Consider the following 20,361-nt stretch of genomic DNA (forward strand, 5'->3'; position numbering starts at 1 on the left):
TATGAAATTCCATTTCATGTATTTATTAGTTTACGGTTCAATTGGCTGAAATAACCGGCTGTGTCTTCCGTATTCGGAAGAATAGTGGTAAGCGACGGCGAATGCACCTGCTTTATGCGAGGAGAAAGCGAGTTCGAATAAAAAGAAAGCATTTGTAAATCGTCCCGTTTAATTCCCTTTATCAACCTATAGAATAAAAATGCGCCATAAGTGGGCAGAATTTCATTTTTTACTCCGCTAAATCGGTTCAGATCGCACTTTTCACCGTTTCAATAAAGTTAAAACTGCCTCTTTCGGGGTAATCAATTCATTTGTGCAGAGTTACATTTTTGAAACGTTATTTCTGTAAGGTTGTTAAAATAAGCAGGGTTTAATGATTTCAATCAAAACCAATATGGACACAAGGTGAATACTTTGTTACTTTAGCGATACGAACATGAAATTGGTAAGACCAATTGACTCCGGGCAAAAAGGCGTAAGACAGGGAATATGGCCTACAGCAAAATTCGCCAACCAAAATTATCCGATGTGATTGAGCAGCAGCTGGAGTTTTTGATCCTTGAGGGGACCCTGCGCCCCGGTGAAAAACTACCACCTGAACGCGAACTGGCTAAACAGTTCGACGTTTCCCGTCCCTCGCTGCGTGAGGCGATCCAACGCCTTGAAGCCAAGGGCCTGCTGCTTCGTCGCCAGGGTGGCGGAACCTTTGTGCAAAACAGCCTGTGGCAGAGTTTCAGCGACCCGTTAGTGGAGCTGCTCTCCGACCACCCAGAATCCCAGTTTGATCTGCTTGAGACCCGTCACGCGCTTGAAGGCATCGCGGCTTATTACGCGGCGCTGCGCAGCAATGATGCCGATCGCGAGCGCATCCGCGAACTGCATCAGGCCATCGAACGGGCTCAGGAATCCGGCGATCTCGACGCCGAGTCCGACGCCGTCGTCCAGTATCAAATCGCCGTCACTGAAGCGGCCCACAACGTGGTGCTCCTCCATCTGCTACGCTGCATGGAGCCAATGCTTGCCCAGAACGTTCGTCAGAATTTTGAATTGTTGTATGCCCGCCGGGAGATGCTTCCGCTGGTCAGCAACCATCGCACCCGAATATTCGAGGCGATAATGGCCGGGGAGCCGGAGCAGGCGCGTGAAGCGTCGCACCGTCACCTGGCTTTCATTGAGGAAATCTTGCTGGACCGCAGCCGTGAACAGTCGCGTCGCGAACGTTCATTACGCCGCATACAGCAACGAAAGGATTAAGCGCCAGTTTTTTAGAGCGCGGCAACTAAACGCAGAACCTGTCTTATTGCGTTTTCTGGCGAAAATGCAATGGGACAGGTTCCAGACAAATCAACGTATTAGATAGATAAGGAATACCCCCATGTCAGAACGTCTCCAAAATGACGTGGATCCGATCGAAACTCGCGACTGGCAACAGGCGATCGAATCGGTCATCCGTGAAGAAGGTGTTGAGCGCGCTCAGTATCTGATTGAACAGATGCTTTCTGAAGCCCGCAAAGGCGGCGTGAAAGTAGCTGCAGGTGCAGGGGCTAACAACTACGTAAACACGATTGCCGTTGAAGACGAACCGGAATACCCGGGCAATCTGGATCTGGAACGCCGTATCCGTTCTGCAATCCGCTGGAACGCCATCATGACCGTTCTGCGCGCATCCAAAAAAGATCTGGAGCTGGGTGGCCACATGGCATCCTTCCAGTCCTCTGCAACCGTTTATGAAGTGTGCTTTAACCACTTCTTCCGCGCGCGCACCGAGAAAGACGGCGGCGACCTGGTCTACTTCCAGGGCCACATCTCTCCGGGCGTCTACGCACGTGCCTTCCTGGAAGGTCGTCTGACTGAAGAGCAGATGAACAACTTCCGTCAGGAAGTTCACGGTAAAGGTCTCTCCTCCTATCCGCACCCGAAACTGATGCCAGAATTCTGGCAGTTCCCGACCGTTTCTATGGGTCTGGGCCCAATCGGTGCGATCTACCAGGCTAAATTCCTGAAATATCTGGAACACCGTGGCCTGAAAGATACCTCTCAGCAGACCGTTTACGCCTTCCTGGGCGACGGCGAGATGGATGAGCCAGAATCCAAAGGCGCGATCACCATCGCGACCCGTGAGAAGCTGGACAACCTCTGCTTCATCATCAACTGTAACCTGCAGCGTCTGGATGGTCCGGTAACCGGTAACGGCAAGATCATCAACGAACTGGAAGGCATCTTCGCAGGTGCTGGCTGGAACGTTATTAAAGTGATGTGGGGCGGTCGTTGGGACGAGCTGCTGCGTAAAGATACCAGCGGTAAGCTGATCCAGCTGATGAACGAAACCGTTGACGGCGACTACCAGACCTTCAAATCCAAAGACGGTGCCTATGTTCGTGAGCACTTCTTCGGTAAATATCCTGAAACCGCAGCCCTGGTTGCAGACTGGACTGACGAGCAGATCTGGGCCCTGAACCGTGGTGGTCACGATCCGAAGAAAGTCTACGCTGCACTGAAAAAAGCGCAGGAAACCAAAGGTAAAGCAACCGTCATCCTGGCTCATACCGTTAAAGGTTATGGCATGGGTGACACTGCCGAAGGTAAAAACATCGCGCACCAGGTTAAGAAAATGAACATGGACGGCGTGCGTTATATCCGCGACCGTTTCAACGTTCCAGTGACCGACGAGCAGGTTGAAAACCTCTCTTACATCACCTTCCCGGAAGGTTCTGAAGAGCACACCTATCTGCACGCGCAGCGTCAGAAACTGAACGGCTACCTGCCGTCCCGTCAGGTGAACTTCACTGAGAAACTGGAACTCCCAGCGCTGGAAGACTTCTCTCAGCTGCTGGAAGAGCAGAACAAAGAGATCTCTACCACTATCGCCTTCGTGCGTGCCCTGAACGTGATGCTGAAGAACAAGTCGATCAAAGATCGTCTGGTGCCAATCATCGCGGACGAAGCGCGTACCTTCGGTATGGAAGGTCTGTTCCGTCAGATCGGTATCTACAGCCCGAACGGCCAGCAGTACACCCCGCAGGACCGTGAGCAGGTTGCATACTACAAAGAAGACGAGAAAGGCCAGATCCTGCAGGAAGGTATCAACGAGCTGGGCGCAGGCGCATCCTGGCTGGCTGCTGCGACCTCCTACAGCACCAACAACCTGCCGATGATCCCGTTCTACATCTACTACTCCATGTTCGGGTTCCAGCGTATCGGCGACCTGTGCTGGCAGGCAGGCGACCAGCAGGCTCGCGGCTTCCTGATCGGTGGTACTTCCGGTCGTACGACCCTGAACGGCGAAGGTCTGCAGCACGAAGATGGTCACAGCCACATTCAGTCTCTGACTATCCCGAACTGTATCTCTTACGATCCGTCTTACGCGTACGAAGTGGCAGTCATCATGCATGACGGTCTGCAGCGCATGTACGGTGAAGCGCAAGAGAACATTTACTACTACATCACCACCCTGAACGAAAACTACCACATGCCGGCCATGCCGGAAGGTGCCGAGGAAGGTATCCGTAAAGGTATCTACAAACTCGAAACCGTTGAAGGTAGCAAAGGTAAAGTTCAGCTGCTGGGCTCCGGTTCTATCCTGCGTCACGTCCGTGAAGCAGCGCAGATCCTGGCGAAAGACTACGGTGTGGGCTCCGACGTGTACAGCGTAACCTCCTTCACTGAACTGGCGCGTGATGGCCAGGATTGTGAGCGCTGGAACATGCTGCACCCGCTGGAAACTCCGCGCGTTCCGTACATCGCTCAGGTGATGAACGACGCTCCGGCCGTAGCATCTACTGACTACATGAAACTGTTCGCAGAGCAGGTTCGTACTTACGTTCCAGCTGATGATTATCGCGTACTGGGTACTGACGGCTTCGGTCGTTCTGACAGCCGCGAAAACCTGCGTCACCACTTCGAAGTTGATGCTTCTTACGTGGTTGTAGCAGCCCTGGGCGAACTGGCTAAACGTGGCGAAATCGATAAGAAAGTGGTTGCGGACGCAATTACCAAATTCAACATCGATGCAGAAAAAGTTAACCCGCGTCTGGCGTAAGAGGTAAAAGAATAATGGCTATCGAAATCAATGTACCGGACATCGGGGCTGATGAAGTTGAAATCACCGAGATCCTGGTCAAAGTAGGCGACAAAGTTGAAGCTGAACAGTCGCTGATCACCGTAGAAGGCGACAAAGCCTCTATGGAAGTCCCGTCTCCTCAGGCTGGCATCGTTAAAGAGATCAAAGTCTCTGTTGGCGATAAAACCGAGACTGGCAAACTGATCATGATTTTCGATTCCGCCGATGGTGCAGCCGCTGCTGCACCTGCGCAGGAAGAGAAGAAAGAAGCCGCTCCAGCCGCTGCTGCTCCAGCAGCTGCTGCGGCAGCGAAAGAAGTTAACGTGCCTGACATCGGTGGTGACGAAGTTGAAGTCACTGAGATCCTGGTGAAAGTGGGCGATACCGTTGCGGCTGAGCAGTCCCTGATCACCGTAGAAGGCGATAAAGCTTCTATGGAAGTGCCGGCACCGTTCGCGGGCACCGTTAAAGAGATCAAGATCAACACCGGTGACAAAGTCTCTACTGGCTCCCTGATCATGGTCTTCGAAGTGGCGGGTGCTGAAGGCGCTGCGGCTCCAGCGAAAGCGGAAGCTGCTCCGGCTCAGGCTGCTGCTCCAGCTGCGGCTGGCGGTGCGAAAGAGGTTAACGTTCCTGACATCGGTGGTGACGAAGTTGAAGTCACCGAAGTGATGGTGAAAGTGGGCGATAAAGTTGCCGCTGAACAGTCACTGATCACCGTTGAAGGCGACAAGGCTTCTATGGAAGTGCCTGCGCCGTTCGCCGGTACCGTTAAAGAGATCAAAATCAGCACCGGCGACAAAGTTTCTACCGGCTCCCTGATCATGGTCTTCGAAGTGGAAGGCGCTGCGCCTGCAGCCGCTCCGGCCGCTGCTGCTGCGCCAGCACCTGCTGCTGCACCGGCTCAGGCTGCTAAACCAGCTGCCGCTCCGGCTGCGAAAGCGGAAGGCAAATCTGAGTTCGCTGAAAACGACGCATACGTCCACGCGACCCCGCTGATTCGTCGCCTGGCGCGCGAATTCGGTGTGAACCTGGCGAAAGTGAAAGGGACTGGCCGTAAAGGTCGTATCCTGCGTGAAGACGTTCAGGCTTACGTGAAAGAGGCGGTTAAACGCGCTGAAGCGGCACCTGCTGCTGCCACCGGTGGCGGTATCCCGGGCATGCTGCCTTGGCCGAAAGTGGACTTCAGCAAGTTCGGCGAAATCGAAGAAGTGGAACTGGGCCGTATCCAGAAAATCTCTGGTGCTAACCTGAGCCGTAACTGGGTGATGATCCCGCACGTTACCCACTTCGACAAAACCGATATCACCGATCTGGAAGCGTTCCGTAAACAGCAGAACGCCGAAGCTGAGAAGCGTAAACTGGACGTGAAATTCACCCCAGTGGTCTTCATCATGAAGGCAGTTGCTGCGGCTCTGGAACAGATGCCACGCTTCAACAGCTCCCTGTCCGAAGATGGCCAGAAGCTGACGCTGAAGAAATACATCAACATCGGTGTTGCGGTTGATACGCCAAACGGTCTGGTTGTTCCGGTCTTTAAAGACGTGAACAAGAAGAGCGTTACCGAGCTGTCTCGTGAACTGACCACCATCTCCAAGAAAGCGCGTGATGGTAAGCTGACTGCCGGCGAAATGCAGGGCGGCTGCTTCACTATCTCCAGCATCGGCGGCCTGGGTACTACCCACTTCGCGCCGATTGTTAACGCGCCGGAAGTGGCGATCCTTGGTGTCTCCAAGTCTGCGATGGAGCCGGTGTGGAATGGTAAAGAGTTTGTGCCGCGTCTGATGATGCCAATCTCTCTCTCCTTCGACCACCGCGTGATCGACGGTGCTGATGGTGCGCGCTTTATCACCATCATCAACAACATGCTGAGCGACATTCGCCGCCTGGTGATGTAAGTAAAAAAGCCGGCCTGACGGCCGGCTTTTTTCTGTTAATCTCATGTAGTTCGTGGGGTTATTGGCGAAAGCGGAAATTCGTGAGCCGTTTGTTGTTTCAAAATTGTTAACAATTTTGTAAACTGCGGGCGGATAGAACGTCCCGGTGGATGAAGGGCGACAAAGTACCTGGACCGCCGGAAATCAATAAGAGGTCATGATGAGTACTGAAATCAAAACTCAGGTCGTGGTACTTGGGGCAGGCCCGGCAGGTTATTCTGCTGCCTTCCGTTGCGCTGATTTAGGTCTGGAAACCGTCATCGTAGAACGCTACAACACCCTGGGTGGTGTTTGTCTGAACGTCGGCTGTATCCCTTCTAAAGCGCTGCTGCACGTAGCGAAAGTTATCGAAGAAGCCAAAGCGCTGGCTGAACACGGTATCGTCTTCGGCGAGCCGAAAACCGATATCGATAAAATTCGTACCTGGAAAGAGAAAGTCATCAATCAGCTGACCGGCGGTCTGGCTGGTATGGCTAAAGGCCGTAAAGTAAAAGTAGTTAACGGTCTGGGTAAATTCACCGGGGCCAACACCCTGGAAGTGGAAGGCGAAAACGGCAAAACCGTAATCAACTTCGACAACGCGATCATCGCGGCGGGCTCCCGTCCGATCGAACTGCCATTCATTCCACATGAAGATCCGCGCGTATGGGACTCCACCGATGCGCTGGAGCTGAAAGAAGTACCAAAACGCCTGCTGGTTATGGGCGGTGGTATTATCGGTCTGGAAATGGGTACCGTTTACCATGCGCTGGGTTCAGACATTGACGTGGTTGAGATGTTCGACCAGGTTATCCCGGCTGCTGACAAAGACATCGTTAAAGTCTTCACCAAACGCATCAGCAAGAAATTCAACCTGATGCTGGAAACCAAAGTGACTGCCGTTGAAGCGAAAGAAGACGGTATTTACGTTTCCATGGAAGGTAAAAAAGCCCCTGCTGAAGCGCAGCGTTACGACGCCGTGCTGGTGGCGATCGGTCGTGTGCCGAACGGTAAAAACCTCAATGCAGGTGCAGCGGGCGTGGAAGTGGACGACCGTGGTTTCATCCGCGTTGACAAACAGCTGCGCACTAACGTGCCGCACATCTTTGCTATCGGCGATATCGTCGGTCAGCCAATGCTGGCGCACAAAGGTGTTCACGAAGGCCACGTTGCCGCAGAAGTTATCGCCGGGATGAAGCACTACTTCGACCCGAAAGTGATCCCATCTATCGCCTACACCGAGCCAGAAGTGGCATGGGTCGGTCTGACCGAGAAAGAAGCGAAAGAGAAAGGCATCAGCTACGAAACTGCCACCTTCCCGTGGGCTGCTTCTGGCCGTGCTATCGCTTCCGACTGCGCAGACGGTATGACCAAACTGATCTTCGACAAAGAGACTCACCGTGTGATCGGTGGTGCGATTGTCGGCACCAACGGCGGCGAGCTGCTGGGCGAGATCGGTCTGGCGATCGAAATGGGTTGCGACGCTGAAGACATCGCGCTGACCATCCACGCTCACCCGACTCTGCACGAGTCTGTTGGCCTGGCGGCAGAAGTGTTTGAAGGCAGCATCACCGACCTGCCAAACGCGAAAGCGAAGAAGAAGTAAGCTTACGCTGACCAGCCAGAAGGCGCTCTCTGCTTTCTGGCTCTTAATCAGGCGGCCTGTGGCCGCTTTTTTTGTGCCTGCCAACCTGCCGGTGTGTTAACAATTTTGACAATTGATTATCTAAACAACACCTTGTTTCACAAGAAATAATTCCCAGTAACTTGTCATTCCCTGACACTGGTAACGTAGTAAACTAGTAGCAAGGTAATTAAATTGAGGGAATGTAATGAAACGCTTTTTAAAGCCTGCTCTGTTAATGACTGTTCTGGTATCCGGTATGGCCTGCGCCAGCGATCCGGTGATTCCGTGGGCCGCTAACAGCGGGGTAACCGAAAGTACGCACATTGCTGCGATGGGGCAGGATCTGAATGCGCGGCACCAACAGATCACCCATACTCAGGAAGGCGTCTGGGCAGCGAACTCTGGCAGTATTCATGATGATGAGGCGGCCTTAACCAGCACGAAATCGGCTTTTAAAGGCTATCCTGAGCTGATGCCGCATCAGGGATAATGCTGATTCCCGGATGCGGAGCAAACACCTTATCCGGGCTTGTTTATAATCGCCCGGGTAAGGCGAAGCCGCATCCGGGCCCATTCCTTAGCGGGCCACCGGCTGCCAGCCTGGCGCCGTCGTAAAGGCGCTCATCGCCTGCGCCTGTTGCTGTGAATCCGCGCCGAGATTGCGCTGATACACCTTGTCATCTTGATCGATGATAAAGCTCATTATCCCTGTCTGACCGTAGCTTACGGGCCAGGCGACCATCGCAAATCCCTCCTGAGCGGGTAAGATGCGGAAATGATAGCCGTGGTAGCCTTCGCCCGGTTGCGGCGGGTTGAATGCCGGACCCAGCGGGCTTGGCGCTTCGCCTGGGACTGTGGGCCAGTAAAGACCCTCTTTTTTCCCCGGAGTGCTGACGATGCTTTGTGCATACCGATGATTCAGCGCGTAGTAACTCTGCTGGGCATCAACATACGCATGCAGCGCTTCCATGGCCGCCAGTTCATTTCGACCGATTTCCCGGGTCTGAATTTCCTCTGCGCCAGCCTTCATATCAAAGCGCCAGCCTTCGGCGGTTTTAACCAACGGGACAGGTAGCTGCCAGCCGCTGCTGCCAACGGCCAGATGGGCAACCTCTCCGTCGAGGACTATCTCATGCTTAACCTGCCAGTCGCGCAGAAAACGATCCACCGCGTCAGGATCGACCCCTTCCGGCGGTAGCGCATCGTGCCAGTTATCACCCAGCAGATCCTGCATGGCGCGTTGATCTTGCTCGCTAATGGCTTTGGTCAGCGCGCTGGCAGCCCCGTCGGGCGTAGGAAAATGCGCCTGGGCGACGGCAAATGATGAAACCATCAGCAATAAGACGCCCGCGATCGGTTTACTTTTCATGACGGCTTCCTTAACGATGGCGTAATTCACGGTGTTCAACATGGCGTTCGAACCGCTGATCTCGCAGGTCCGCACGCTGCTCGCCGTTAAGCGAAGCGCGTTGGCGGCTTTCCAGCCCGCGTTGCTGCTGGGCCCGCCAGTTAGCTGAGCGGCTGTCGTTACCGCTCAGCGCATTGGCGCGTAGTGGTCGGGAGTCATGCTCCACAGGGCGTGCAGCCTGTTTGTGCTCAGTATGCGGCTGGCTAAGGCGATGCTGCACCCGGGGCGGTGGGCTGTCGTAACCACGGAAATTGTTCCGCTGTGAGATCTGTTTAAGCTGCTGGCTGGAGGTCGGGTGCTGTCCATGCAGGGTTGCAGGTTGCCTGAGCTGGGTCAGCGATTTGCCCGTCGACTGCTGCACCTGCGCCATCGCCGCCTGACGCTGGCTGTCGCGGTTGACCGACTGATGCTCTGTCGCGCTCAGCCCCTGGGAAATATGGGTCTGGTGAAAGTGGCTGGCGAGCTGGCTATTGGTGTAGGGAACGCCGTTGCGATAAGCCGGGTTATGCTGCCAGGCCATGTGGTTATCTGTGCGGTGCTCTCCGGTTATCTTGTTGTAATTGTTAACGTTGATATTGATATTATCGCCATTATGCGAATAACCATCATGATGATGGTCGTCGTGATGATCGTCATCGTGATGATGGTGGTCATCGTCGTGATGATCCCAGTCGATACTGCTAAAGAGCGCGTAGGTGGTGGCGACACCCAGGCTATAGCCAAACCCTTTCACAAAGCTGCTGGTAAATTGCTGACCGGGAGAAGGGGGCAGATATACCGGCGGATAGCTGGCGTTGGGCCAGGTTCCATACACCACAGATGGGTTATAGGATGGCACATAGACCACCTGCGGGTCGGCAGGCTCTATTTTGATCACCGTCTGGCTGGGCGTGGAGGCTGTTTTCACCGTAGCGGTTGAGGTGGGTACTGTCGCTACCGTCACTTTTTGCTGCGGCGTCGATGTTAACGCCCCGGTTTGCTGCGCCAGCGCGCGCAGGCGTTGCACGGCGTCCATCACATCTTTTGGCTGCGCCAGGAAAGCGTCTCCCAGATTTTGTACCCATTCGGGGTTGCCGCCCAGCAACGACATAAGCTGCGGGAAGGCGACCAGGGATTTCACGCTGGCGTCCCAGGGCTGACCGGAGACGGCCTGAATGGCGGCATCACCCTCCATTTTGGGATTATCCTGCGACCACTGCGCCGCCTGGATAACGCTGGAAGGGTAGGTCGAGGCCATCAGAATCTGTGACAGGAGGGGGTCGGGATAGAGCGCGATGGGCGCAACCCACTGGTCAATTTGTGCGGCGCTATAGACTGGGGCGGCAACGGGCGCTGGTGGAGTGGCAGCCGTTGTAGCTGGCGCAGTTTCGCTTACGGACTCAGGTGCGCGGCTTTTAACATACATCACCCCGGAGGCGGCAAATAGCCCGACGCTACAGAGAAGGGCGAGCAACGTTGGGGAAAAGGGCAGCTTCATAAAGACTCCGAAGAGAAGAGTTATGCCGGGAGTATAATCTTCCCGTCCCTCGCTTTTTGACTTTACGGGTGGAACCCTGGGCCTTCATCGGGCAAAGAGTGTGACTATTTATTACACAGTAGCGTGCCGCTACACCATGCTTAACGATTCAGCAAACAATTTAATGTTGCTTTTTTGTAAACGGATTAACACTGTCTGAAAATCCTGCTATGCTGCCCGACGCGGTATCGGGCATATACCCTACAAACTGCTGTCTCACAGGAGCGTGAAGAGAACGCCCGCCGCATATGACAATGAGAGCGAGGAGAACCGTCGTGCTAGAAGAATACCGTAAGCACGTAGCAGAACGTGCCGCCGAGGGGATTGTACCCAAACCGTTAGATGCAACCCAAATGGCCGCGCTCGTCGAGCTGCTGAAGAATCCGCCAAAAGGCGAAGAAGAATTCCTGTTAGATCTGTTGATCAACCGCGTACCGCCAGGCGTAGATGAAGCTGCCTACGTAAAAGCCGGTTTCCTTGCTGCGATTGCCAAAGGCGACGCAACCTCCCCACTGGTTACCCCTGAAAAAGCGATTGAACTGCTCGGCACCATGCAGGGTGGTTATAACATTCATCCGCTGATCGATGCCCTGGACAGCGACACGCTGGCGCCTGGCGCCGCCAAAGCCCTGTCCCATACGCTGCTCATGTTCGATAACTTCTACGACGTAGAAGAGAAAGCCAAAGCGGGCAACAGCTACGCGAAGCAGGTGATGCAGTCCTGGGCGGATGCCGAGTGGTTCCTGAGCCGCCCTGCGCTGGCGGAAAAAATGACCGTTACCGTCTTCAAGGTGACGGGCGAAACTAACACCGATGACCTCTCTCCGGCGCCGGATGCGTGGTCACGCCCGGATATCCCACTGCACGCCCTGGCGATGCTGAAAAACGCCCGCGAAGGCATTGAGCCGGATCAGCCAGGCGCTGTCGGCCCGATCAAACAGATCGAAGCTCTGCAGAAAAAAGGCTTCCCGCTGGCGTATGTGGGTGACGTAGTCGGTACCGGCTCTTCCCGTAAATCCGCGACCAACTCCGTGCTGTGGTTCATGGGTGATGATATCCCACACGTGCCGAACAAACGTGGCGGTGGCCTGTGCCTCGGCGGCAAAATTGCGCCAATCTTCTTCAACACCATGGAAGATGCGGGTGCACTGCCAATTGAAGTGGATGTCTCTAACCTGAACATGGGCGACGTGATTGACGTTTACCCGTTCAAAGGCGAAGTGCGTAACCACGAAACCAACGAGCTGCTGGCGAGCTTTGAACTGAAAACCGACGTGCTGATTGACGAAGTGCGTGCCGGTGGCCGTATCCCGCTGATCATCGGTCGTGGCCTGACTACCAAAGCGCGTGAAGCGCTGGGTCTGCCGCACTCAGACGTATTCCGTCAGGCAAAAGACGTGGCGGAAAGCAACCGTGGTTACTCTCTGGCGCAGAAAATGGTTGGCCGTGCATGCGGCGTAGCCGGTATCCGTCCGGGTGCGTACTGCGAGCCGAAGATGACCTCCGTGGGCTCTCAGGATACCACCGGTCCGATGACCCGTGACGAACTGAAAGACCTGGCGTGCCTGGGCTTCTCCTCAGACCTGGTGATGCAGTCCTTCTGCCACACCGCGGCCTATCCGAAGCCGGTTGACGTCACCACGCACCACACGCTGCCAGACTTCATCATGAACCGCGGCGGTGTCTCCCTGCGTCCGGGCGACGGCGTGATCCACTCCTGGCTGAACCGCATGCTGCTGCCGGATACCGTCGGTACCGGTGGTGACTCCCACACCCGCTTCCCGATTGGCATCTCCTTCCCGGCGGGCTCCGGCCTGGTGGCCTTTGCTGCCGCGACCGGCGTCATGCCGCTGGACATGCCGGAATCGGTGCTGGTGCGTTTCAAAGGTAAAATGCAGCCGGGCATCACCCTGCGCGACCTGGTGCATGCGATCCCGCTGTACGCCATCAAACAGGGCCTGCTGACCGTTGAGAAGAAAGGTAAAAAGAACATCTTCTCTGGCCGTATCCTGGAGATCGAAGGTCTGCCGGAGCTGAAAGTGGAGCAGGCGTTCGAGCTGACCGATGCCTCCGCCGAGCGTTCCGCTGCGGGCTGTACCATCAAGCTCAACAAAGAGCCGATTATCGAGTACCTGACCTCCAACATCGTGCTGCTGAAGTGGATGATTGCTGAAGGCTACGGCGACCGCCGTACCCTGGAGCGTCGTATTCAGGGCATGGAGAAATGGCTGGCAGATCCACAGCTGCTGGAAGCCGACGCCGATGCAGAATATGCCGCGGTGATCGAGATCGACCTGGCTGACATCAAAGAGCCAATCCTCTGTGCGCCGAACGATCCGGATGACGCGCGTCTGCTCTCTGACGTTCAGGGCGACAAGATCGACGAAGTGTTCATCGGCTCCTGCATGACCAACATCGGTCACTTCCGCGCTGCCGGTAAACTGCTGGATACCCACAAAGGCCAGCTGCCAACCCGTCTGTGGGTGGCGCCGCCAACCCGTATGGATGCGGCTCAGCTGACGGAAGAGGGCTACTACAGCGTGTTTGGTAAGAGCGGGGCGCGTATCGAAATCCCTGGCTGTTCCCTCTGTATGGGTAACCAGGCGCGCGTGGCTGACGGTGCGACGGTGGTTTCCACCTCTACCCGTAACTTCCCGAACCGTTTAGGTACTGGTGCAAATGTCTACCTGGCCTCTGCGGAGCTGGCGGCGGTTGCAGCGCTGATTGGTAAACTGCCAACGCCGGAAGAGTACCAGACCTTCGTGTCGCAGGTAGATAAGACCGCGGTGGATACCTATCGCTATCTGAACTTCGACCAGCTCTCTCAGTACACCGAGAAAGCGGACGGGGTGATCTTCCAGACGGCGGTGTAATCAACGCCTCATTGCCCGGTGGCTCGACGCTTACCGGGCCTGTCAAACCCATCGCACACGCGGTGGGTTTTTTATTTTCATTCCTTCCACCCGTTCCGCTTTTTTTCTTCCCCGCTGCTGCGATAATTACTGCAAGAGCTTTGCAGAGGAAAATACTATGGATTACGAATTTCTGCGTGATATCACCGGTGTGGTGAAAGTGCGGATGTCGATGGGCCACGAGGTGGTCGGTCACTGGTTCAACGAGGAAGTAAAAGAGAACCTGGGCCTGCTCGATGAAGTGGAACAGGCTGCGCGCACGGTCAAAGGCAGTGAACGATCCTGGCAACGCGCCGGGCATGAATACACGCTGTGGATGGATGGCGAAGAGGTCATGGTTCGTGCCAATCAGCTGGAGTTTTCCGGCGACGAGATGGAAGAGGGGATGAGCTACTACGATGAAGAGAGTCTGTCGCTGTGTGGCGTAGAGGATTTCTTGCAGGTGGTGGCGGCCTACCGCGAGTTCGTGAAGCAGAAATAGTATCAGGAGCATCCCTGCTCCTGACGCATCTTATACGGTCGCGATATTGCGGCCGTAGTAAATTTCGCGCATCTCTTTCCACAGCAGGTCAGTAATGACCTTGCGCTCATCTTCGCTTAAATCTTCCGGCCGGGTATGGAACATGTAGTGCTTAAGATCGAACTCCTTAAGCAGCATCTTGGTATGGAAGATATTCTCCTGATAAACATTCACATCCATCATGTCATACAGCGCTTTCATGTCTTCGGACATGAAGTTCTGAATGGAGTTAATTTCATGGTCGATAAAGTGCTTCATGCCATTGATATCACGGGTAAAACCACGCACACGGTAGTCAATGGTCACGATATCGGATTCAAGCTGATGAATTAAGTAATTCAGCGCGTTAAGCGGGGAGATCACGCCGCAGGTCGACACTTCAATATCGGCGCGGAAAGTACACAGCCCGCCTTCAGGATGGCTTTCCGGGTAGGTATGTACGCAGATATGGCTTTTATCGAGATGGGCAACCACCGCTTCCGGCAGCGGACCGGGGTGCTCCGTATGGTCGATAAGGGTGGGATCGACGGGCTCCTCGCTGACCAGAATGGTGACGCTGGCGCCCTGGGGTTCATAATCCTGACGCGCAATGTTCAGGATATTGGCGCCAATGATAGAGCAGGTTTCTGACAGGATCTCAGTCAGTCGGTTGGCGTTATAGAGTTCATCGATATAGGCGATATAACCATCGCGCTCTTCCGCCGTTTTTACATAGCAGATATCGTAAATACAAAAACTCAGGCTTTTGGTCAGGTTGTTAAAGCCATGCAGTTTCAGCTTTTTCAATTCGTTCACCCCCTCAGAGCATCGTGCAAATATTGCGGTAAGGCAAAGGCTGCGGTATGGACGGCCGGATTGTAATAGCGGCAGGTCAGATTCGCCTGCTGGAAGCGCGCCTGAATGATGCCGGTGGAGAGATGGCGCAGGGCATCGTTGTCCGTGGCCCAGGCAAAGGTCATGACACCGCCGTAATAGGTCGGGATTGCCGCCTGGTAGAAGCTGACGTCGGTAAAGTAGTGGCTCAGCTTGCGGTGGCTGTCGATGGCCTCGTCCTGCTGCAGGAAGCAGACGCCGTTCTGGGCAACGAAGATACCGCCAGGGTTCAGGCAGCGTTTGCAGCCTTCATAGAAGGCCGAGGTAAAGAGACTCTCACCGGGACCAATCGGATCGGTGCAATCGGAGATGATCACATCGAAGGTCTGCGTCGTCTGGTTAACAAAATTGACGCCGTCGTCGATCACAAGCGTAAAGCGCGGATCGTCGTAGCTGCCAGCATTATGGTTCGGCAGGTACTGGCGGCAGAAAGAGACGACGCCCGCGTCAATCTCGACCATGGTGATGCTTTCAATAGATTTATGGCGGGAGACTTCGCGCAGCATAGCGCCGTCGCCGCCGCCGATGATCAGCACATGTTTCGCATTGCCGTGTGCCAGCAGCGGGACGTGGGTCATCATTTCATGATAAATGAACTCGTCACGCTCGGTGGTTTGCACTACGCCATCCAGCGCCATCACCCGGCCAAAGGCCGCGTTTTCGAAAATGATCAGTTCCTGATGATCGGTTTTCTCATGATAGAGCACGTTATCAATGGCAAAGTACTGTCCAAAATGGTCATGCAGCGTTTCATGCCACATATTTTTTTCGGCCATGGGATGATACCTCCTTTGTTAACACCCGCATAAAACGGGGGCAACATCATAGCTAACTATGACCGTGGTTGCACGGTCATAAATTCAGCAAAGGGGCATCGGATGAGGATTTACTTAACGTAGGCAAGAAGGCTCAGCGAGTCGCGAGCCAGGGCTTTACATTTTTTTGCCGTGGGAATGCCGATGCCGCTGAGATCGCGGTAGCTGTCTTCACCGAGGGTTTTCATGTCAAAACTGTCGTAGTTGCTCAGATCCCACTGGTTCTGTTGAGCAAAAAAGACCAGGGCGCGGCGAATCTGACCGTTGGGTAAATTCTGGTAGCCGCAGTCGTTTTTCAGGAACACGAACACCGCCGTTAAATCCGCCATATCTTCGGCTTCATTTTCACTCAGCGCATAGCTGTTTGCGCAACTAATCATCAGGGTGCTGAACAGAATTGTTCGGAAAAACGTCTTCATTGCTTCTACCAATACGTCACGGAAATTCAACGTTAGCACACTTCCCGCCGGTGCGACGATCTTTATTATTGCGGCTTTTCTTGACCTTCCGGCAAGGGGAGGGTTTATGCTCAGAACATTGACTGCTGCGAATAAGGAGATGAACATGCAACGCCGTGATTTTTTAAAATATTCTGCCGCACTGGGCGTCGCCAGTGCGCTGCCCCTCTGGAGCCGCGCGGCCTTTGCCGCCGAGCGGCCTGTTTTGCCGATCCCGAATTTACTCGCTCCCGATGCACGCAATCAGGTGAATCTGGTGGTGCAGGCGGGGAAAACCGCCTTTGGTGCGCATCACGCTACCACCTGGGGTTACAACGGCAACCTGCTGGGCCCGGCCATTCAGCTACGCAAGGGAAAAGCGCTGACCGTTAACATTCATAATACCCTGAACGAAGAGACCACCGTCCACTGGCACGGTCTGGAGGTGCCGGGTGAGGTAGACGGCGGACCGCACGGTATCATTAAGCCCGGCGGCCAGCGGACGGTGACCTTTACTCCGGAGCAGCGAGCGGCGACCTGCTGGTTTCATCCCCATCAGCACGGTAAAACCGGCCATCAGGTGGCGATGGGGTTAGCCGGGCTGGTACTGATTGAGGATGACGAAAGCCGTCTGCTGCGCCTGCCAAAGCAGTGGGGCATTGACGATGTACCGGTGATCGTGCAGGACAAGAAATTTACCGCCGACGGGCAAATTGACTATCAGCTGGATGTGATGAGCGCCGCGGTGGGCTGGTTTGGCGACACGCTGCTGACCAACGGGGCGATCTACCCGCAGCACAATGCGCCGAAAGGGTGGCTGCGCCTGCGTCTGCTCAACGGCTGTAATGCCCGCTCGCTCAATTTCGCCGCCAGCGATAAGCGTCCACTCTATGTCGTCGCCAGCGACGGCGGGCTGCTGGCTGAGCCGGTAAAAGTGACCGAACTGCCGATGCTGATGGGGGAGCGTTTCGAGGTGCTGGTGGACATCAGCGACGGCAAGCCCTTTGACCTGATAACCCTGCCGGTAAGCCAGATGGGGATGGCGGTGGCGCCGTTCGATAAACCGCAGCCGGTACTGCGCATTCAGCCGCTGCTGGTGACCGCGTCTGGTGCACTGCCGGACGCCCTGACCACGCTGCCCGCACTGCCGTCGCTGGAGGGGCTGACCCAGCGCAAGCTCCAGCTCTCCATGGACCCGATGCTCGACATGATGGGCATGCAGGCGTTAATGAAGAAGTATGGCGACCAGGCGATGGCGGGGATGCATCACGGCCAGATGCAGGGTCATATGAATCATGGCCAGATGGGGGGAATGGATCACAGCATGCATGGGTTCGATTTCCACAACGGCAACCGGATCAATGGCAAAGCCTTCGATATGCACACGCCGCAGTTTGCCGCCGCTAAAGGGCAGTATGAACGTTGGACGATCTCCGGGGAAGGGGACATGATGCTGCATCCGTTCCATATTCACGGCACCCAGTTCCGCATCCTGACGGAAAACGGCAAAGCGCCAGCGGTGCATCGCGCAGGCTGGAAGGATACGGTGCGCGTTGAAGGCGGAGTGAGCGAGGTGTTAGTGAAGTTCGATCATGACGCGCCGAAAGAGTATGCCTATATGGCGCACTGCCATCTGTTAGAGCATGAAGATACCGGGATGATGCTGGGGTTCACGGTATAAAAAAAGCCCGGTGGCGCTACGCTTACCGGGCCTACGTGAGCTCGAACTGTAGGCCGGGTAAGGCGAAGCCGCCACCCGGCTTTTTAGTCACTTATTTTTCATCAGGCAACGCATAGGCAACAATATAGTCGCCCATCTTCGTCCCAAACGAACCATGACCCCCCGCAGAGATGACAACGTACTGCTTGCCATTCACTTCATAGGTCATCGGTGTAGCCTGTCCACCCGCAGGCAGACGGCCCTGCCACAGTTTCTCACCGTTGGTCATGTTGTACGCGCGCAGGTAGTTATCTGCGGTTGCCGCGATGAACAGCACGTTACCAGCGGTGGAGATTGGACCACCCAGCATCGGCATACCCATATTGAACGGCACCGGGATCGGCATCGGGAACGGCATGCTGTCCTGTGGCGTACCAATACGTTTTTTCCAGACGACCTGGTTAGTTTTCAGATCCAGCGCAGAGATATATCCCCAGGCAGGCTGTTTACACGGCAGGCCAAACGGAGAGAGGAACGGGTTCAGCGTCACGCCATACGGCACGCCGTACTGCGGCTGAATACCGGATTCCGTACCGGTGCCCTGGGCATCTTTCGGCTGTTCCATCGGGTTGCCCGGGCCGCGTGGGATCAGTTTAGAGACAAACGGCAGCGCCATCGGGTTGGCAATCGCCACCTGACGGTTCGGGTCAACGGAGATACCGCCCCATTCGAACATCCCCAGGTTACCCGGGAACACCAGCGTGCCCTGCTCGGATGGTGGAGTGAAGATGCCTTCATAGCGCAACTGGTGGAACATCACGCGGCACACCAGCTGGTCGAACATGGTGGCGCCCCACATGTCCGCGCCGCTGAGATCTTTCTTCGGACGGAAGCTCAGATCGGAGAACGGCTGGGTTTTGGTGACATAGTCGCCTTTCGCCGCGCCCTGCGGAACCGGTTTTTCCGGTGCCGGCACGACCAGCTCGCCGTTACGACGGTCCAGCACGAAGATGTTGCCTGTTTTCGCCGGGGCGTAGATCACCGGTACGGTTTTACCGTTGACGGTAATGTCTGCCAGCGTCGGCTGGGACGGCATGTCCATATCCCACAGATCGTGGTGAACGGTCTGGTAGCTCCATGCCAGTTTACCGGTGGTCGCATTCAGCGCCAGAACAGAGCTGGCATAACGCTCCTGCTCTGGCGTGCGGTTGCCACCCCAGATATCCGGCGTGGTCACACCCATCGGCAGGTAGACCAGGTCCAGCTTCGCGTCATAGGCGGCTGGCGCCCAGGTGTTTGGCGAGTTGAAGGTAAAGGTGTGTTCATCCGACGGGATAGCGTTTGGATCTTTCGCACCCGGATCGAAGGCCCACAGCAGTTTACCGGTGTTAACGTCAAAACCGCGGATCACGCCAGAGGTTTCGCGAACGGAGAAGTTATCCGTTACCGAACCGGCAATCACGATAGTTTTATCAGTGATGATTGGCGGTGAAGTAGGTTCATACAGACCCGGGGTCTGATCCGGCATGTTGGTCTGCAGGTTCAGCACACCTTTGTTGGCAAAGGTTTCGCACAGCTTGCCGGTTTCGGCGTTGATGGCAAACAGACGACCGTCGTTCACCGGTAGCATAATGCGGCGCGGACAGTCGGCGATCACCTCCGGGCTGGCGTTATCGGCGCGTGCTTCGTGGTAAGAGACGCCACGGCAGGTCACGTGCTGGAACTGGTTATTGGTTTTCAGCTGCGGATCGAAGTGCCATTTCTCTTTACCGGTGGCCGCATCAAGCGCGAACAGACGCTGGTGCGCCGTACAGAGGTAAAGCATGTTGCCCACTTTAATCGGGGTCACTTCGTTGGTCAGTTCACCCGGATCGTTCGGCATCTTAAGATCGCCGGTACGGAATACCCAGGCTTCTTTCAGGTTTTTCACGTTGTCCGCGTTGATCTGCTTCAGCGGGGAGTAACGCTGACCTTCCTGGTTACGGCCATAGGCAGGCCAGTCACCATCTGCCACGTCGGAGATCGCCGCCGCAGGCGTAGATTCCGCATTCAGGGTGCCTTTCACCTCCTGCGGATCGTTAAAGCCAGCCCAGGTCAGGATGCCACCGCTAATCAGCAGCGCCACGACCAGGGCGGCAACCGCACCGCTGGAGCGCACAAGCAGACGACGCCAGACGAAAGGCAGGATCAGCCAGATACCGAAGAAGACCAGAATGTCGCTACGCGGGGTCAGGGCCCAGAAGTCGAAGCCGACCTCCCATACGCCCCAGACCATCGTAGCCAGCAGCAGGGCCGCGTAGAGCCACAGTGCCGATTGTTTACTACGCCAGAGAAGCAGGGTGACGCCGAGCATAACCACACCTGCTACCGGGTAGTACCAGGAGCCGCCAATGGCTACCAGCCAGACCCCGCCGATTAACAGATACAGTCCGCAAAATGCAGCGAACAGGGCTGTTAGCCTCACGAGTAAACGTGAATGTTGATTTTTTGTTTCCGCCATAAAAGACACTCGATAAGTTTGTTAATTATTTAGTAGCAATTAATTATAGGACTTAACAAGTGTGATCGGAATCACAAATATGGCTTTTGTGAACTCATGCGCCAGGAGGATCCATTT

The 20,361-nt window shown here is 55.3% G+C and carries 14 protein-coding genes; 8 read left to right on the top strand and 6 right to left on the bottom strand.

Annotated features, from left to right (window positions below; all coding sequences use genetic code 11):
* The first annotated feature begins 489 nt into the window (after positions 1-489).
* The 5 genes from pdhR (at position 490) to GNG29_RS04085 (ending at position 8,093) form a co-directional block, all read left to right on the top strand.
* Positions 490-1,254, top strand: a complete 765-nt coding sequence (gene pdhR, locus GNG29_RS04065; RefSeq protein WP_039030352.1) for a pyruvate dehydrogenase complex transcriptional repressor PdhR — start codon at positions 490-492, stop codon at positions 1,252-1,254.
* 121 nt (positions 1,255-1,375) lie between these two features.
* Positions 1,376-4,039: a pyruvate dehydrogenase (acetyl-transferring), homodimeric type gene (gene aceE / locus GNG29_RS04070; RefSeq protein ID WP_103178292.1), complete on the top strand. Its 2,664-nt coding sequence runs from the start codon at positions 1,376-1,378 to the stop codon at positions 4,037-4,039.
* Positions 4,040-4,053: 14 nt separating this feature from the next.
* Positions 4,054-5,958 (top strand): pyruvate dehydrogenase complex dihydrolipoyllysine-residue acetyltransferase, encoded by a 1,905-nt coding sequence (aceF, locus tag GNG29_RS04075; RefSeq protein WP_103178293.1) that lies wholly within the window; start codon positions 4,054-4,056, stop codon positions 5,956-5,958.
* Positions 5,959-6,157: 199 nt separating this feature from the next.
* On the top strand, positions 6,158-7,582 hold the full coding sequence (gene lpdA, locus GNG29_RS04080) for a dihydrolipoyl dehydrogenase (RefSeq protein WP_103178294.1): 1,425 nt from the start codon (positions 6,158-6,160) through the stop codon (positions 7,580-7,582).
* Positions 7,583-7,808: 226 nt separating this feature from the next.
* Complete coding sequence (locus GNG29_RS04085; RefSeq protein ID WP_103178295.1) at positions 7,809-8,093, top strand: hypothetical protein; 285 nt, start codon at positions 7,809-7,811, stop codon at positions 8,091-8,093.
* A gap of 87 nt (positions 8,094-8,180) precedes the next feature.
* Here the strand turns inward: GNG29_RS04085 and GNG29_RS04090 are convergent, their stop codons facing one another.
* Entirely contained in the window at positions 8,181-8,972 is a 792-nt protein-coding gene (locus GNG29_RS04090; RefSeq protein ID WP_103178296.1) for a DUF2950 family protein, read from the bottom strand.
* 10 nt (positions 8,973-8,982) lie between these two features.
* On the bottom strand, positions 8,983-10,488 hold the full coding sequence (locus tag GNG29_RS04095) for a DUF3300 domain-containing protein (protein WP_103178297.1): 1,506 nt from the start codon (positions 10,486-10,488) through the stop codon (positions 8,983-8,985).
* A 314-nt stretch (positions 10,489-10,802) separates the two neighbouring features.
* Between GNG29_RS04095 and acnB the strand changes: the two genes are divergently transcribed.
* Complete coding sequence (gene acnB / locus GNG29_RS04100) at positions 10,803-13,400, top strand: bifunctional aconitate hydratase 2/2-methylisocitrate dehydratase (protein WP_156653918.1); 2,598 nt, start codon at positions 10,803-10,805, stop codon at positions 13,398-13,400.
* A 157-nt stretch (positions 13,401-13,557) separates the two neighbouring features.
* Entirely contained in the window at positions 13,558-13,920 is a 363-nt protein-coding gene (yacL, locus tag GNG29_RS04105) for a protein YacL (RefSeq protein ID WP_103178299.1), read from the top strand.
* 30 nt (positions 13,921-13,950) lie between these two features.
* Here yacL and speD read toward each other — a convergent pair whose 3' ends face one another.
* The 3 genes from speD to GNG29_RS04120 form a co-directional block, all read right to left on the bottom strand.
* Positions 13,951-14,745 carry an adenosylmethionine decarboxylase gene (gene speD / locus GNG29_RS04110; RefSeq protein ID WP_103181029.1) on the bottom strand — a complete coding sequence of 265 codons (795 nt, stop codon included), beginning with the start codon at positions 14,743-14,745 and terminating at the stop codon, positions 13,951-13,953.
* Between the two features lie 5 nt (positions 14,746-14,750).
* Positions 14,751-15,608: a polyamine aminopropyltransferase gene (gene speE / locus GNG29_RS04115; protein WP_156653919.1), complete on the bottom strand. Its 858-nt coding sequence runs from the start codon at positions 15,606-15,608 to the stop codon at positions 14,751-14,753.
* A gap of 110 nt (positions 15,609-15,718) precedes the next feature.
* A complete protein-coding gene (locus tag GNG29_RS04120; protein ID WP_103178301.1) occupies positions 15,719-16,066 on the bottom strand; it encodes a YacC family pilotin-like protein in 348 nt (115 codons plus the stop codon).
* Between the two features lie 145 nt (positions 16,067-16,211).
* Between GNG29_RS04120 and cueO the strand changes: the two genes are divergently transcribed.
* Positions 16,212-17,765, top strand: coding sequence for a multicopper oxidase CueO (gene cueO / locus GNG29_RS04125; RefSeq protein ID WP_156653920.1), 1,554 nt, complete (start codon positions 16,212-16,214; stop codon positions 17,763-17,765).
* A gap of 91 nt (positions 17,766-17,856) precedes the next feature.
* Here cueO and GNG29_RS04130 read toward each other — a convergent pair whose 3' ends face one another.
* The gene (locus GNG29_RS04130) at positions 17,857-20,244 is read right to left on the bottom strand and encodes a glucose/quinate/shikimate family membrane-bound PQQ-dependent dehydrogenase (RefSeq protein WP_156653921.1); all 2,388 of its coding nucleotides are present in this window, start codon (positions 20,242-20,244) and stop codon (positions 17,857-17,859) included.
* Positions 20,245-20,361 lie beyond the last annotated feature (117 nt).

This window comes from Leclercia sp. Colony189 (assembly GCF_009740165.1).
GTDB lineage: Bacteria > Pseudomonadota > Gammaproteobacteria > Enterobacterales > Enterobacteriaceae > Enterobacter.

Coding starts and splice junctions, on each gene's coding strand:
- GNG29_RS04085 (WP_103178295.1), top strand. CDS start 7,809: ATGAAACGCTTTTTAAAGCCTGCTCTGTTAATGACTGTTCTGGTATCC.
- pdhR (WP_039030352.1), top strand. CDS start 490: ATGGCCTACAGCAAAATTCGCCAACCAAAATTATCCGATGTGATTGAG.
- aceE (WP_103178292.1), top strand. CDS start 1,376: ATGTCAGAACGTCTCCAAAATGACGTGGATCCGATCGAAACTCGCGAC.
- GNG29_RS04095 (WP_103178297.1), bottom strand. CDS start 10,488: ATGAAGCTGCCCTTTTCCCCAACGTTGCTCGCCCTTCTCTGTAGCGTC.
- GNG29_RS04090 (WP_103178296.1), bottom strand. CDS start 8,972: ATGAAAAGTAAACCGATCGCGGGCGTCTTATTGCTGATGGTTTCATCA.
- GNG29_RS04130 (WP_156653921.1), bottom strand. CDS start 20,244: ATGGCGGAAACAAAAAATCAACATTCACGTTTACTCGTGAGGCTAACA.
- yacL (WP_103178299.1), top strand. CDS start 13,558: ATGGATTACGAATTTCTGCGTGATATCACCGGTGTGGTGAAAGTGCGG.
- speE (WP_156653919.1), bottom strand. CDS start 15,608: ATGGCCGAAAAAAATATGTGGCATGAAACGCTGCATGACCATTTTGGA.
- aceF (WP_103178293.1), top strand. CDS start 4,054: ATGGCTATCGAAATCAATGTACCGGACATCGGGGCTGATGAAGTTGAA.
- lpdA (WP_103178294.1), top strand. CDS start 6,158: ATGAGTACTGAAATCAAAACTCAGGTCGTGGTACTTGGGGCAGGCCCG.
- cueO (WP_156653920.1), top strand. CDS start 16,212: ATGCAACGCCGTGATTTTTTAAAATATTCTGCCGCACTGGGCGTCGCC.
- GNG29_RS04120 (WP_103178301.1), bottom strand. CDS start 16,066: ATGAAGACGTTTTTCCGAACAATTCTGTTCAGCACCCTGATGATTAGT.